8 protein-coding genes are annotated in these 14,912 nt (G+C 45.3%); 1 reads left to right on the forward strand and 7 read right to left on the reverse strand.

Annotation, left to right across the window (positions count from 1 at the left end):
• Nucleotides 1–12: 12 nt before the first annotated feature.
• Complete coding sequence (locus tag FAZ19_RS07695) at nt 13–1,017, forward strand: ABC transporter permease (protein WP_136820137.1); 1,005 nt, start codon at nt 13–15, stop codon at nt 1,015–1,017.
• Between the two features lie 57 nt (nt 1,018–1,074).
• On the opposite strand, the gene FAZ19_RS07700 is transcribed toward FAZ19_RS07695, so the two are convergent.
• The 7 genes from FAZ19_RS07700 to FAZ19_RS07730 all read right to left on the reverse strand — a co-directional run bounded on the left by FAZ19_RS07700 (nt 1,075) and on the right by FAZ19_RS07730 (nt 14,880).
• Nucleotides 1,075–3,906, reverse strand: coding sequence for a M16 family metallopeptidase (locus tag FAZ19_RS07700; RefSeq protein ID WP_136820138.1), 2,832 nt, complete (start codon nt 3,904–3,906; stop codon nt 1,075–1,077).
• 3 nt (nt 3,907–3,909) lie between these two features.
• Nucleotides 3,910–5,256: a MutS-related protein gene (locus FAZ19_RS07705; RefSeq protein WP_136820139.1), complete on the reverse strand. Its 1,347-nt coding sequence runs from the start codon at nt 5,254–5,256 to the stop codon at nt 3,910–3,912.
• Entirely contained in the window at nt 5,253–6,593 is a 1,341-nt protein-coding gene (locus tag FAZ19_RS07710) for a MutS-related protein (RefSeq protein WP_136820140.1), read from the reverse strand. Before FAZ19_RS07710 ends, FAZ19_RS07705 begins: the two co-directional genes overlap by 4 nt.
• A 2-nt stretch (nt 6,594–6,595) precedes the next feature.
• Entirely contained in the window at nt 6,596–8,893 is a 2,298-nt protein-coding gene (locus tag FAZ19_RS07715) for a Gldg family protein (protein WP_136820141.1), read from the reverse strand.
• A gap of 16 nt (nt 8,894–8,909) precedes the next feature.
• Nucleotides 8,910–9,854: an ABC transporter ATP-binding protein gene (locus tag FAZ19_RS07720; RefSeq protein ID WP_136820142.1), complete on the reverse strand. Its 945-nt coding sequence runs from the start codon at nt 9,852–9,854 to the stop codon at nt 8,910–8,912.
• Between the two features lie 127 nt (nt 9,855–9,981).
• Entirely contained in the window at nt 9,982–11,358 is a 1,377-nt protein-coding gene (locus FAZ19_RS07725; RefSeq protein WP_136820143.1) for a RagB/SusD family nutrient uptake outer membrane protein, read from the reverse strand.
• A gap of 12 nt (nt 11,359–11,370) precedes the next feature.
• Nucleotides 11,371–14,880, reverse strand: coding sequence for a SusC/RagA family TonB-linked outer membrane protein (locus FAZ19_RS07730; RefSeq protein ID WP_169305603.1), 3,510 nt, complete (start codon nt 14,878–14,880; stop codon nt 11,371–11,373).
• Nucleotides 14,881–14,912: the final 32 nt, after the last annotated feature.

The raw sequence follows: 14,912 nt of genomic DNA on the forward strand, positions 1-14,912 counted from the left end.
CATTATACATATATGAACAATTTAACAGCTTCTTTCAAAGGTCTTTTTTCAAAAACGACAGGAATAGCCTCTGATCCGCTATCGATATTGATTAATAAAGAGGTTGGTGCACATATCCGCAGCTGGCGTTTTATCGTGTTGATCTTACTCGTGGTATTAACTTTTTTAGCATCGACCTATGTCTCATCGACAAACTTGCGCAGTGCTATCAATAACGCGCAGGATCCGGATCAGGCTTTTTTGTATTTGAAGCTATTGACCAATACAGACAATTCTGTACCTGCATTTCACGTGTTCCTGAATTTTTTAGCGCCGTTGCTTGGTATCGCGCTAGGTTTTGATGCCATTAACTCCGAGCGTAACGGTGGCACGCTTACCCGTTTAATGGCACAGCCGATCTATCGGGACAATCTCTTGATCGCGAAATTTCTGGGACCTTTAATTATCGTGGGTACGTTATTGAGTGCACTTATTTTGTTTTTAATTGGCGGTGGACTCATCGCAACGGGTGTGCGGATGGAGCCACAGGAGCTGCTGCGGATCGTCGGATTCGTTATCCTGAGCGTGATCTACATCGGTTTCTGGCTGAGTCTTTCTATCTTACTCTCTATCCGGTTTAAACAGGCTGCCACGTCTGCACTTACGGCCATAGGTATTTGGTTGTTTTTCACGGTATTTTTTCCGATTGTGATTAACCTGCTTGTACATGCGCTGCTACCTAATCCCAACTATCTGTCGGAAGCGCAATTGATTAAATACAACGAATTGATTTTGAATTTGCTCCGCCTTTCACCGGGGCAGCTCTATACCGATGCAACCACTACGCTGTTGATCCCCTCTGTACGTAGTCTTGGCCCGGTATCGATGGAACAGATGATTGGCGCAATACCATCGCCACTCGGTGTGAAAGACAGCCTCCTGATCGTGTGGCCGCAGCTAAGCGGACTGATTGCGGCAACGGTGGTATGCTTTGCCCTTTCATATTACATCTTTATGCGCAAGGAAATACGGAGTTAATTGGTAAAGTACGGGGTATACGTTGTACCCCGTACTTTTCAGGTTATTTTTCCACGATTATTTCTCCGGATACAATACAAACTTAAATAAGTTAGAAGTATCAAGGTAGCGCTTTGCAATTTGCTGCACCTTTTTTGGCGTGATGGATTTGATCGATTCCTTTTCGGTAAAGATGCGTGCCGGATCAAGCTGATCGACTGCACTGCTCAATAAATAGGAAAGCCAGAATCCGTTTGCCTCTAATTGTTGATCACTGCTCAGTAGTTTTTCCGCAATGTACTTATCGATGTCTTCTTGGGTCGGACCATTTTTACGGATCAGCTCGATCTCTTCAACGACAGCCGAGGTGAGTTTTTCGACCTGCTCGGGACCGGTTGTAAATGAGATGTTCATACCAAATCGCTTACGCGGATTTTTTGCTAAGGAAGGAGATACGCTGATCGTATACACTCCGCCTTCTTTTTCGCGTAGACGCTCGGTTAGCTTGATCGTTAAACAGCTGGATAAGGCCTCCATTAAAAGGTTGTTGTATTCACTGTATCCTTCGTATGTGCCTAAATACGCCATAGCTACTGTGGATTTGTCATCATGCCCTTTATGGATATCCACTGACATCCCTTTTTCCGGTGGATAGGCTCCATTATCCCGAAATTGTTCGTTGCGCTGTAGGTCGGGCAACGTGGCGAGATACTGCTGGATATATGGATCGATGAGTTCGCGGTCAAAGTTTCCAACAATAACAAATGTAAAATCAGAGGCATCGGCAAATCGCTCCTGAAAAATCTGCAACGATCTTTCTAAATCGATCTGATCGATCTTTGCTGGAGTAAGTGCGGTTTTGCGTGGATCGCGGTCGAACAGAATCGTCGCTATTGAATCGGAAAAGACAGTGCTGGGCTGCAAGTGTCTATTCTTAAGCGAAAGCTTGGTCTTTTCGAGATTGGATTCGTTGAGCTCTTTATCTAAACGTGCAGCGTTAAAGTAGCCATAAATTAGCTCGAAAGCGGTTTCAAGGTCTTCTTTTGTAGCGTAACCTTTTATCCCTTCACCGATCTCATTGATAAATGGAGACACTGATGCGTTTTTGCCGGTGAGGTAACGCGAAAGCTGGAGGGAATTAAATGGCCCCAATCCGCTATTGGAGACAATGTTTGCTGCATTTACTGCCGATTGATAATCTGCTAAGTCATAAAGGGAATATCCCCCGGGACTGAAAGAAGTAATTTGTATCTCATCATTCTTATACGAAGTAGGCTTCAAAATTACCTTGACGCCGTTGCTCAGAAGTAATGTCTGTGTGTGTACCGTTGTATCCCGGCTTTCGCTTAAGATGCTCCCTGGTGTCGGCAAGTTTGACAACAGCGTGCTAGCCAGCTGCTCTTCCTCATAGGCATGTACCTGTTGCTGTTGTGCAGCGGCCATCCAGTTGTTGATTTCTTGTTCGACGGGAACTTTTTCCATGTCTTTGGTATGAACGAGAATCATATCCCGATTTTTGGATCCCTCGAAATCTGTTGCATACTGCTGTATCTCTTGAAGCGTCACCTCCTTAACGGCATCTTTCAAGATTGGATAGAGGTAGTCAAAGGATGGCGCAGGTTCGTTTTTGAGATAATACGCCAGAATCTGGTCCATAAAGGATTTGGAATCAGTTTTGTCATATTCTTTGAGACTCTGATCTAAACTGGAATGATAGCCTACTTTGAGTCGATCCAGTTCGGTTTGGGTGAATCCGTATTGCTTTATTTGTGCTAATGTATAATATACCGAATCGATGCTTGCTTGAAGCTCCCCTGGTTTGGGCATAATCTGTATACCATTGGTTTCTAGGTTGCCGACCATTTCACTGTTGCTGAGTGCGGCATTTAAATAGGGTGTCGATGCCCGACGTGTCTGCTCCGCCAATCGTGTATTCGTGAGTTGAATAAAAAGATTCTTTGCCAAAGAGGTTTTGTAATTTTTTACGCTGACGGTCTTCTCGGCCTCCCGTTTATACAGGATCTGCAGCGATGTTTGCGTAACTTCTTCGTCTGTAAACGCTAAAAATTGATTTTTATGAGTCAGCGCGATCGGATAGTCTTTTAATTTCGGTGCGTTACGCGGATTTTTTAGTGTCGAAAACTGCGCAATGATGGCTTTCTCGATCTCGTCGGGCTGGATATCGCCGACGACGATAAGTGCCTGCAGCTCGGGGCGATACCAGTCTTCGTGGAATTTGCGAATCTCTTGGTGTTTGAAATTGTTAAGTACTTCTTCCGTACCGATAGGCATGCGATGTGCATAGCGCGAATTATTTGTCAGCATCGGAAAGGTTTTTTCTTGCAGGCGATTGGACAGTCCGTCGCGTTGTCTCTTCTCTTCTAGGATAACACCGCGCTCCTGATCGATTTCTTCACTTTCTAACAAAGCTCCTGCGGCCCAATCGCGCATGATTAGTAAGCCTTGCTTTAAGAGCTCAGGATCTTTAGTAGGAAGCGGAAGTTGGTACACGGTTTCTTCAAAACCGGTGTAGGCATTGAGATCTGCGCCGAAGCGTATACCTGCCTTTTGTAGGTAATCCACGAGCGCATTCTTGGGGAAATGTTCGGTACCGTTGAAATTCATGTGTTCCAGAAAGTGGGCCAATCCCTGCTGCTTGTCTGTTTCCTGCAAGGAGCCGATCTTGTTGGCCAGATAGAATAGCACACGTTCTTTTGGCTCGGCATTTTGCATAATGAAATACTGGAAACCATTGGCGAGTTTTCCAACTTTGACCTTGGGATTTAACGGTATTTCCTCGCTGTGATGATTGGCCACCTGTTGGCTTGGTGCCGCTGCGGTAGCGTAGGTATAATTTGCTGTTGTAGGCAACAGGGCCAGCAGCATAAAAAATAAAGGGGTATATCGCATGTTCTAAAATTTTGTTCTACTTTTTTCTAATAATTCAAGCACGTTTTCTTTCTGGATCAATACCATGCCGTGCTTATCACTGCTGATTCCTTTTTCCGATTTATAGGTGTAGGTGGGTACTTGTGCCTTCATAACAGTAGGCATATAGATGAATTGCACCTGAGGTATATCTTCCTGCAATTTTTCACCTACTTCTACAATATGGGTAGAAATCAGGTACTGACAGTTTGTATGTCGCTGAAATGCACTGGTGACTGCAAGCGTGGCTTCGAAAGCATCTTTGACGTTTGTGCCTTTAAAAAGTTCGTCGAAGATAATGAGTAGGCTATTGCCTTTGTGGACGGCAGTGGCTATTTTCTTAACGCGTAATACTTCTGCGTAATAATGGCTATGCCCTAGATCAATATTGTCTTCCACGTTGATTGAAGAATATAACCCATCTTTTACAGAAAAACGCATCGCGTCTGCAGCGACGGGAAATCCCATGTGGGCAAGGTAAACGGCTATACCCAAACTTTTCATATAGGTCGATTTTCCGGCCATATTGGCCCCGGTAAGAAAGATCAGGTTTTCTTCGTTGCGGTAGTAAAGATCATTACCCACTGCATGAGGAACGGTGGGGTGATAGACATTCTTAACCTCGAGGACCTGCAGATCGGTTTCACATGGAATTGCAGGAACAAAATTACGTTCATTGGCTACAGCGGCTATCGCTTGGTATGCGTCAATATAGTAGACCATTGCGAGGGCATCCTGTATTGCGGCAGCCCATTTGTGACGTAGGTAATAGTCGCATTTGGCCGCGACTTTAAGTGGAATGAGGCGTTCGTTTTGCGCTACTTCCTGCTGCAACTGGGTAAGCTCTGCGGTATTGCCCAACCAAGAATGGTTAAGGGGGGTGTATGGTAAGACCTGATCCTGATCTGCCGCGTAAAGCGCGGAAAGATAGTCGCGGAGGGACGCCAACAGACGGAGTAACGCCCGTACACCGGATTCGAAGTGTTTTCGCTCTTCATCGAGGCCCAATTTTGCCAACACAGTGTGCCGGCTTACTGTAAACATACTAGCTAGGTACGAATTGCGCGCATAGCTATTTGCAAAACTTTGAGCGAGTTCTAGGTCATCGAGATCGATCGCGAAAGGCTTTTTTTGTTGACGAAAAAAAGCAATAACAGCACCTCGCTGCTGTATGTCTGCAAGTTTGGTCAGCGGATTTTGGAACATATCTTCAAGTAGCCGCTCACCGCCGAATGTACTGGTTTGGTTGTAAAGGGAAAATATGGAATCCCGCCGATATTTTCCAAGGATATTGAGGTCCTTTAAGGTTTGGATATCCGTAATGAAACTCATACGTGCGTAGATTTTTGACGGTTTAACAAATCGATTATACCCTCGTTTTCGATGATGATCATGCCGTGGCGATCGGCAGTAATACCTCGTTGAAGGACGTAGGTGTAGCTCGGTATACCACTCCGCATAACTGTGGGCAGATAGACGAACTGGATATCGGTAAACTGGCTCGCCAGTTGTTCGCCTGCCTCGAGGATATGGGTGGAGATTACAAACTGGCATCCGGGATGCTGATACAACTGCGACACAACCGCCACAGTGCCCTCGAAAGCATCTTTGACATTGGTTCCCCTAAACATTTCATCAAACACGACAAATAATCTCTTACCTTCTGCCAACTGCTGGGCGACTTTCTTGATGCGTAACACTTCTGCGTAGAAATGGCTATAGCCCATCTGTATATTATCCGGCAGATTGATAGAGGTGTAAATGGCGTCGCGCGGCGTGAAAACTAATTTTTGGGCCGGTACCGGAAATCCAATATGTGCCAAAAAGAGGGAAATGCCTAATGATTTCATAAAAGTGGATTTACCTGCCATATTTGCACCGGTTAGGAACGTAATATTTTTTGATTTGTCCATCTGGAGATCGTTGCCCCGGGCTTCTGGTACCAGGGGATGCCATACATTTTCGTAGGCTAACTTTTCATCACCGGATGTGTTGACTTTGGGTAGATTAAAATTCCGTTCGCGGGCAATCCCAGCTGCACACAGGTAGACATCCAAAGTGTAGATATCACGCAGCATACGCATAAAAAGATCTTTTTCCTCAAAACGAAGAACGGTATCAAACTGAACCACTTGTTCGCGTGTTAGCTTCTGTTTTTCGCCCAATAGAGGAAAGGAATCTATCGCGCTGCCTTTCATTTTTTTTGCAAGCTTGTGCAATTGTCTGGCATAGCTGCTATTTGCAGCAGCATTCGACTGCTGTAGCACTTCTTTCCAACTATGGATGATGGCACTACAGGCAATGATACCTGCGACGATTTTTTTATATTCCGTGTCAGCGCCTAATAAGGACTGCACCCGCTGTTTGAGAGATCGTTCGCCCTGCTGCAGCCTGCTTCTTTCATCGGCCATATCGAGATAGAAAAGTGCCTGATCAAACCAGGTGGATTGAAACGGAAATGGAAACGGTGTGGTCATAAAATACTGGATCGTGTCGATCCGCTCCTGAATCTGTATGCCGTCGGATAGCGGATAGGTAAACCACTCTTCTAATAATTCGGATCCACCAGAAGTAGCTGTTTTGTTAAAGATACTGAAGATGGATTCTTTGCCACGTTGGGCAAAGATGCCAAGATCATCCAGTGTTTGCTTGTCGATTAATAAACTCATGGTTACCGTCCTCTTCTTCTGATCCAGATGACGAGACCCGTGCTGAGCATCATCAATGGAATGATTAACTTAAATAGGATTTCAAAATATTTCCAGGAGCCTTCTCCTATGCGTAAACTGGTATCGATGGGATCTGGGAGACGCATGTCTACGGGAACTTCGCCATCGCTGAGCCATGAAAATGCTGCACTTACAAGCGCGAAATTGGTTGCATTGACCTGATTTCGGGAAATAAAAAGCTCACTGTTGCTGATCCAGTCGGCATCTCCAGTAATTAGTATTTTTTGCTCTTTGTTGGCAACTTTGCGCGATAGGGCAAGTGCTGTTGGGCGTGCCCCTTCTTTTTCTCCGGCTTCTTGCTTTAGCACGGGCTTGTCGTCGATAAAGTTTGTGCTTTCTAATTCATTCCATGTACCGGTACTGTCTGTTGCAAATAGCACGGTGGCTGTGAACGAAGAGCTGTCAACAATGGAAAGTCCCGCAGCAGTTGGCATGGTGATCACTTCTTCTCGACGGTTCATTGGTTTTAGGTAATACGAAAAATCTGATCCTGCAGCCGTGGGACTAAGTGTTAATAAATCGGGTTGTAGGGCTTCTTGATTTTTGACCAGTACACCGGGATCCAGTTGTACACCGAGTGGTTGGGCCAGAGGGTTAAATATTTCTTCCTGTCCAGGCTCGGTAGCCAACATCATGTTGCCTCCTCGTGCAATGTATTGGTGTAGGATAGCCAGCTCTTCTGCGCCATATTTTTGTCGCGCTTCGGCGATGATAAGGATATTGATATCGTGGGGAATCTCGGTGGATAGATCGATCTCCTTGAAATCAAATCCTTGATTGATCATCGAATAACGGAACGTTTTTTCCTGCGTTATGGTTTTGTAACCACGATCTTGTGTGGATCTGCTGTCGCGCTCACCATGGCCGGTAACGAAGCCGACAACAGGAAGTTCATCCATCACCAAACGTTTGATGGCTGCACTGATTTCGGATTCGGAGGGTACCCTGACCATATCGTTGTACACACGTAAGAATGTTTTCTGACCATTTTCACGTTCTAATACGCGTACAAAACGGTAGTCTTCTGTGGATAGATCGACCTGATCTTTAATGGCGGTGTACGGAAGAATGTCAAAATTCCATTTGTTGAACTTCTTAAGGGTATCTAGACGCTGCTCGGTATTCAGGTTTGGAAACTGACGGTCGAGCATAGGGTTCTCGGCATCATGATAGTAATATACGTATTTCATCTTGGTCTCCGGCTTAAAACGGATGTACTTTTCAAATGAACCTACATCGGATTTGTACGAAGATGGAAGGCCAATAAAATTGTTGCCTTCTAACATATTAACATAGGTCGTAATGGTAAAGTCGCCGTCGAGTTTCGCCATAATTGCCTGGCTACTCGGTGTGAGTGTATTGCGTTTTTGATAGGTGCTGTCGTAATAACCTTTGAACGCAGGTAGGGTAGTGAAGTATCCTAAAATGAACACGACCAATGTAACACCACCGAATTTAATAAAATTCTGTACACCCGATTGCTTTTTACGTACGGATTGCAACCTAAATATGGTAAAGCATATAAACAGCAGATCGACCAATAGGAAATAAAATATATCTTCGGTCGTGACCAAACCAGCGATGAAGGTATCTGCTCGGCCATTGATAGCCAGCCAGTACGTGATTTCGCGTACAAAAGGGATATCTTGCCATAGACCGCGCGCAAAGTTCATCATGGCAAATACGCAGAGTGTACCGATGGCGGCCACGATATTATAGCTGGTGAGCGACGACATAAAGAGGCCGACGGCAGCATAGGCAGATAGCAGTAGGAATAGTCCGAGTAATCCCGTTAATAAAGGAGCTATATCTGTATTGACCAGGGTAGACATGGTGAAAACAGCGAGTAGTGCAACCGATAAGGTGAGGGTAAGCCCGAATAGGAGTAGGGCAATGTATTTGCCCAGAATGATCTGGCTGTTGGTAACGGGAGATGAATACAGGAGCTTGATCGAACCACTGCTGTACTCGCGGCTCATAATACTCATGGTCAACAGGGGCATGTATAGGTAAAGGTAACTTTGTACCTTGGGATAAATGCCTCCCCAGGCGGAAGAGAATAGACTTTGTGTAGCATTGCTGAGGTCTATTTTCATGGACTGTATACGCACCATACCTTCAAACGATTGGGTAAATAAGAATCCAATCTGGAAGGTAAATATCATTAAGATGAGCCAGGCAACAGGGGAATAAAAAAGAACCTGCAGTTCAGTTTTTGCGATTTTTAATGTTGTTTTCATGTTTGGAACAAGGATTTTATGCTTTTCTCTTCTTTTTTGTCATCTCGGCAAATACGGTTTCCAACGAGCTTTTCTCGGAATAGATTTCAATCAGATTCCATTTCTCTTGTACGCTGCGTTCGACGAGCTGTTGAACGAGTTCTTGTGTATTGGTTGAACGTATACGGAATTTGACGGTGCCCAAGGGCTCTACATCAACTACTCCGGGCAGATTTTGGAGTTCTTCGGTTAATGGTGGAGAGATCATACTCACCACTACGCTGTTTGGCGCGACCTGACTGTCGAATTCTTCGAGCGATCCAGAGAAAACCATGCGCCCTTCGTGTATCATCCAGATGTGGTCGCAAAGTGCCTGCACTTCCTGCAGGATGTGTGTGGAAAGAACGACTGTACGTTCTTGCGCAATTTCCCTGATCAAATGCCGTACATCAAGTATCTGATTGGGATCGAGTCCGTTGGTGGGTTCATCGAGCACCACAAAATCAGGTTCGTGAATAATCGCCTGCGCAATACCGACACGCTGTTGATAGCCTCCAGAAAGATTTTTTAAGAGCCGTTTTCGAAAGTGGGCAATATTACATTTCACCAATACCTTGTCTAGCGCTGCGGGAATCTGGGCGGCAGGCATAAGCCGGAGGTTGGCGGTATGAATCAGGTATTCTTCTACAGTGAGTTCTGGAAGTAAGGGTGGTTGTTGGGGAAGAAAGCCGATATGTTTTTTTGCTTCAACGGGATGCTCGGCCATATTGATCCCACGGATGAGCACCTCACCTCCAGACTGGTTCAGTACACCGCACATGATATTCATCGTGGTCGACTTGCCGGCGCCATTGGCACCCAGCAATCCATAGATGCCATTTTTGCGCAATTCGAAATTGATGTCTCTGATGGCCCATTGAACATTGTACCGGTGGGACAGATTGACTACCTGTACGATAGGGGTATCTTCATTTGTTGTCATTCGTTCTATATTTTATGAGATAAGGCATCCAAGGACAATGATTCTATTCGTTAGATAGATGCATTGTCTAGGAAAGAACGGTGCACATTAAGAAGCACCGTTCTGACTTGATTTACATGGGCGTTGACTACCTCGGATTTTGTTCGATTTCTGGATTAAGTACGATATACTTGCTTGCAATAGGAAAAACATATCTATTGCTATTGGGTTCCAATGTGTAGGTTTCTCCTTTGTACGTACGTGTCTGCGTGGTAATAAAGCCTGCTTCTCTTGCCAAGCGTTTTTGGTCGAACCAACGAAGTCCTTTGGCCATAAGCTCCTTCCGACGCTCCGCAATAACTTGATGCAGAATTTCGGTGGGATCGCTTGACGACAATTCGGTAAAGTCTTCAGGCCGGAAGCGCGTGCGGCGTAGATCATCAAGTACCGTAATGGCTTCGGCAGATCGGTTAGCACTACGTGCTAGGGCTTCGGCTTTGATCAGCATCATTTCTGGAACGTTTGGTCCGTTGGTAACTTTTCCATTCTGACTGATAATACGGTGTTTCCAATAACCCTTCCCGGCAAATGCATTCCACGTGCCGAAGGCTGACCCCTCTGCAGTAAATAGTTCATTACGCAAATCGCCTTCTTCAAACAAAGCTAATAGTTCAGGATTAAGGGCTAGTGTAGGGTAACTGTTGCCCGGTGTCTTGATAAATATTTCCTCAGGATCATTTAGGGTTGCCGGATACGTGTTGGGTGCTGCAATGTACTGATTAAGGTTAACGAGTCCACTTTGAATGCCTAGTGTTTCTTCCGCATACTGTAAGGCCATGTCGTAATTCCGCATCTGTAGGTATACCCGGGCTAATATGGCTTTGGCAGCAACCTGGGAAGCTAAAATATTAACATTCGCTTTTACAGATAAATCGGGCATAGCACTGGTGAGGTCGCTGATGATTTGTTCATAGATCGCCTGCACCGACTTTCTATCAAGACGGGCATATAGATCTGGGGTGGTCAATAGCGGTACACCTAGGTCGCTAGCAGCTGTGTTCGGATCATACTGTTTCGCATAGATATTGACGAGGTAGAAATAGTTAAGGGCACGATGTACTTTTGCTTGTGCCAGAATGTTTTTCTTTTGGCTTTCAGTACCATTTTGGCTATCGGTTACCTCTGCTGCTATCAAATTGAATTTATAAATCTGGTTGTACAGCTTTGACCAGTCCGTATCCTCGGCATTGTCTCCAACGATATCGCTACGCCAGGTATAGGCATTCGCATCTGCTACGAACAGCCGGTTTAGGTAGGTTTCATCTGCAGAGTAGATATCGTCGCTCGCTAAAATAGGGTAATAAAAGGATTGCTCCACTTGTAAGCTGGTGTTGAGTATACTTTGGTAGTCGTCGGTATATTTTAGTTCACGTTGTCCGACAAGGTCGATCTCTACATAATCTCTACAACTTGCAGTAGCGAGGACAAGAACAACAAAACTTAGGGTTCTTAAGGTTTTTTTCATGATTTTGACAAATTAAAATCCAACATTGAGACGGAATAAATAGCTCGCTACGGGCGGCATGCTCTGATACTGCCCATCAAACATATACTCGGGATCGATATCCAGATCGGATTTTTTCCATAATATACCCAGGTTAGCGGCGGTCACGCCAATAGACATCGACTTGATTACTCTATTCTGGTTAAGGAGCTGCGCTGGGAAATCGTAATTCAAAGAAAGCTGCTGTAACCGGATGTGACTCGCATCGATGACATTGATGTCTGCATACGCAAATCGGTCGATACTATTGAAATTGGTGTTGACAACACCCGGTATATTGGTTGTGGCTTCGTCACCGGGCTGACGCCACCGGTCTACGAGCGCTTTGCTGTTGGAAAGGAAACCACTGAATCCTGCTGTATTATTGGGGTACTGTGAAGAATTAACTTCTCTCCAGCGCACTTTGTGTCCAAAATTAGCTGTAACACGTGCGGTAAAAGTGAAATTTTTGTATGAAAGATTGTTGCTCCATCCACCAAAATACGGAGCGGTTAAACGTCCCATATAACGTAAGTCTTCGGGCGTGAAATTAAATGTCGAACCATCCGCATCGATGATATTACCATTCAAGTCTTGAATTTGCGAGCGTCCTTTGTCGTCGAGCCCGGCCCACCTGTACGCAAACATCTGGTCTATGGGGTAGCCTTCAATGGCAGACGATGCTGTACTTGGCGTATTCGACGTATTTGGAAAGCGGTTATCGGTCACTTCGTTGGTAGTGTATGCAAAATTGATGCTGCTGTGCCATTTCCACTGATTATTGCGTACGACATCTCCCTGTACTTGTACGTCGATACCGCTACTCTTCATATTGGACGTATTAAAGCTAAGCGACGACCAGCCGTAGGTGGAATTGTAAGGGACATTGGCAACAATGCCATAGGAACGTTTGCTATATACATCTACACTGGCACCGAACCGGCTCTTGAATAGGGAAAAGTCGAGTCCGGTATTGAATGACCGGGTGGTTTCCCAGCCTAACATCTGATTTGCAGGTACGGTGAAGTATCCATTTGGAAGTTGTGTATATGGATCGGGGGTAGCGGATTGATAAATCGTGAACGATGTACCCTGTGTCGGTACCGAGCCACCTGTTCCGATACTGGAGCGGATAGACAATTGATCCAGCCAGGTCAGATCAGACATAAAAGCTTCTTGATGGATATCCCAGCGTATACCCGTCGACCAGAAAGGCTTGGCCCGCTTAGCCCGATCGACCCCAATGAGGGTTGCATCATCAAAACGTACACTTCCGGTAAGGTAATACCGGTTCATTAAGGTGTAACCTCCATTGGCATAATAGCTTAGAAAGCGCTGACGCGAGATATTAATAGGTGCGTCTTGTATATTGAAGCGCTGGTTGTACCCGTATATCGTAAGGTATTCGCCAATTGGATTGAGCGCTACGGATTGATACGTATCCTTGTCAAAGCCATAGCGGGTCTGCAAATAGCCCATTCCTTCCATGTGACGGATTTCACTACCGGCAAATAAATCGAGATGATGGATTTCGTTAAATGTTTTTGCGGCATCCAACTGAAAACGTATCGAGTACTCGTCTGATTTGTTGTTGGAAGTTACAAATTTGCCACCCATCGGAACGCCGTAAACGAGCTTTCCATCTTTTATAGTGGTTCCGGTGTTGATCAGGCTCCGCATTTCATGACTTTCTTTATCGCGTAGGCTTTCCATGTTGCGTAATCCACGTTGATAAGAGCCAGAAAGTGATGCATTAAGCCAAGAAAGTGCTTTGTAGTTTAAACTACCGGTGATACGTGTTAGGTTATTATCGTACTGGTCGTTATTGTACTGCAGCTCCTCAATGTGATTGTAGGTCCAGGGTAGGTAGCCCTGGCTTTCGAAACGCTCTTGTGTAACTGCCGGCGTAAACATGTAGTAACGTGCTTTGCTATCGCCGTTGGCATCGAATAGCATATCGTAGGGTCTCAATCCGTAAGTGCCTGGCTTGATGGCGTTTATAGCAGCATCATTGACGGTGCTTTTTTGGATGGTCTGGTTTAATCCAAGTGATACCTTTAGCTTGTTATTGAAATATGCATTGTTGATATTGAACGTAAGCGAAGTATTGCTTGCACTGTTCTCTTTATAAATAGGGCGGTCTTTGGCATGCACGACAGAGGCGTAATATTGTGCGCCTCCAACCGAACCGTTGAAGGACAGGTTGTATTGCTGTGTCTGAGCATGTTGTAAAAGGTTATCCCGGATTTGATTTCGGTTGTTTCGTGTGCCCATCTCTGTCAATACAGCATCACGCTCTGCCATGCTTATTTCGCCGCGTTCGGCTTGAAACATGGTGTTCAGGGCGTCGGTAAGGTTACCATAGCGCCAGCCTGTAGCTGGATCGGGATAGAACTTGTTGTCGTAAAGTTCTTTCTCAAATTCAATATATTCTGCGGCATTCATGGTGCGCAGATTGTTCAGATTGGGTGGGGCCGTGGTGCCGAAGGTGGATGAAAAATTGATTGTATTCCTTCCGCCTCGCCCCGCCTTCGTTTCGATAACGATGACTCCATTGGCTGCTCTGGATCCCCAGATAGAGGCTGCAGCAGCATCTTTCAATACGGTGATACTGGCGATATCATCCGGATTGAAATTATTTAAAATGCTGGCACTGCTATTGGTTGCGTATAAGCGACCCGCTCCGGTGGGGTTGGCACTGAGTTGCTGTTCCATTGCGGGAAAGCCGTCAATGATAATCAGGGGACTGCTGTAACTACGTTGATCATAAGAGCCAGAAGAAAAATTGTTTGGCGAGCGTACCATCAGTCTATTGTCCTTCATGTTAAACTGTACACCCGATATCTGCCCTTCAAGGCGCTGCATTAAGCTCAAAGCCGGACTTTCTTGGATTTTCTTTGCGTCGATGACGATCATCGACCCCGTTGCTTTGCTTGGATCTAATTTCTGGTATCCAGTATTGGCAAGCACCGTGATTTCATGGAGTGATGCGATTTGTTGCTTGAGTATAAAAAGTGGCCCCAGATTTTTGGCGTCGGTAGCACTAAGGTCGATTTGACGAACTTCGTAACCTACATAGCTAATTTCTAAAATGGCTCTGGATGGTACATTATCTAATGTAAATACACCTTTGTCGTCCGTTCTCGTTTCGAGGGTTGTGTTTTTTATTCTTACGGATGCACCCGCGAGCGGGATTTGCCGGGAGTCAGTAACTACACCGGTAATGGTCCTTTCTTGCTGGGTGTCGGTAACAATGATAGTCTTGTTTTGAATGACGAACCCCAAAGGTTGTCCTTGAAAACAAAGCTGCAACATAGTAGACAGCTCCATATCCGAAAGACGGAAGGTAACCGGAGTGAATTTTTTGTTGTGCTCGGGACGGATAACGTAGTCATACCCGCTTTGTGCCCTGACCTGCTGCAATACTTCTTCGAGTGTAGCAGCTTTTACATGTAAATTGATTTTATTTTGGCCATGCAGCGCTGTTGCTGTTTGTAAAAACAAAACCAAAAACAAAATGCAGAAAAGGTGAAACC

The sequence above is a fragment of the Sphingobacterium alkalisoli genome, from assembly GCF_005049105.1.
Lineage (GTDB): Bacteria > Bacteroidota > Bacteroidia > Sphingobacteriales > Sphingobacteriaceae > Sphingobacterium > Sphingobacterium alkalisoli.

Excerpts from the sequence above, each read along its gene's own strand:
- FAZ19_RS07695 (WP_136820137.1), top strand. The coding sequence starts at position 13 with ATGAACAATTTAACAGCTTCTTTCAAAGGTCTTTTTTCAAAAACGACA.
- FAZ19_RS07700 (WP_136820138.1), bottom strand. The coding sequence starts at position 3,906 with ATGCGATATACCCCTTTATTTTTTATGCTGCTGGCCCTGTTGCCTACA.
- FAZ19_RS07705 (WP_136820139.1), bottom strand. The coding sequence starts at position 5,256 with ATGAGTTTCATTACGGATATCCAAACCTTAAAGGACCTCAATATCCTT.
- FAZ19_RS07710 (WP_136820140.1), bottom strand. The coding sequence starts at position 6,593 with ATGAGTTTATTAATCGACAAGCAAACACTGGATGATCTTGGCATCTTT.
- FAZ19_RS07715 (WP_136820141.1), bottom strand. The coding sequence starts at position 8,893 with ATGAAAACAACATTAAAAATCGCAAAAACTGAACTGCAGGTTCTTTTT.
- FAZ19_RS07720 (WP_136820142.1), bottom strand. The coding sequence starts at position 9,854 with ATGACAACAAATGAAGATACCCCTATCGTACAGGTAGTCAATCTGTCC.
- FAZ19_RS07725 (WP_136820143.1), bottom strand. The coding sequence starts at position 11,358 with ATGAAAAAAACCTTAAGAACCCTAAGTTTTGTTGTTCTTGTCCTCGCT.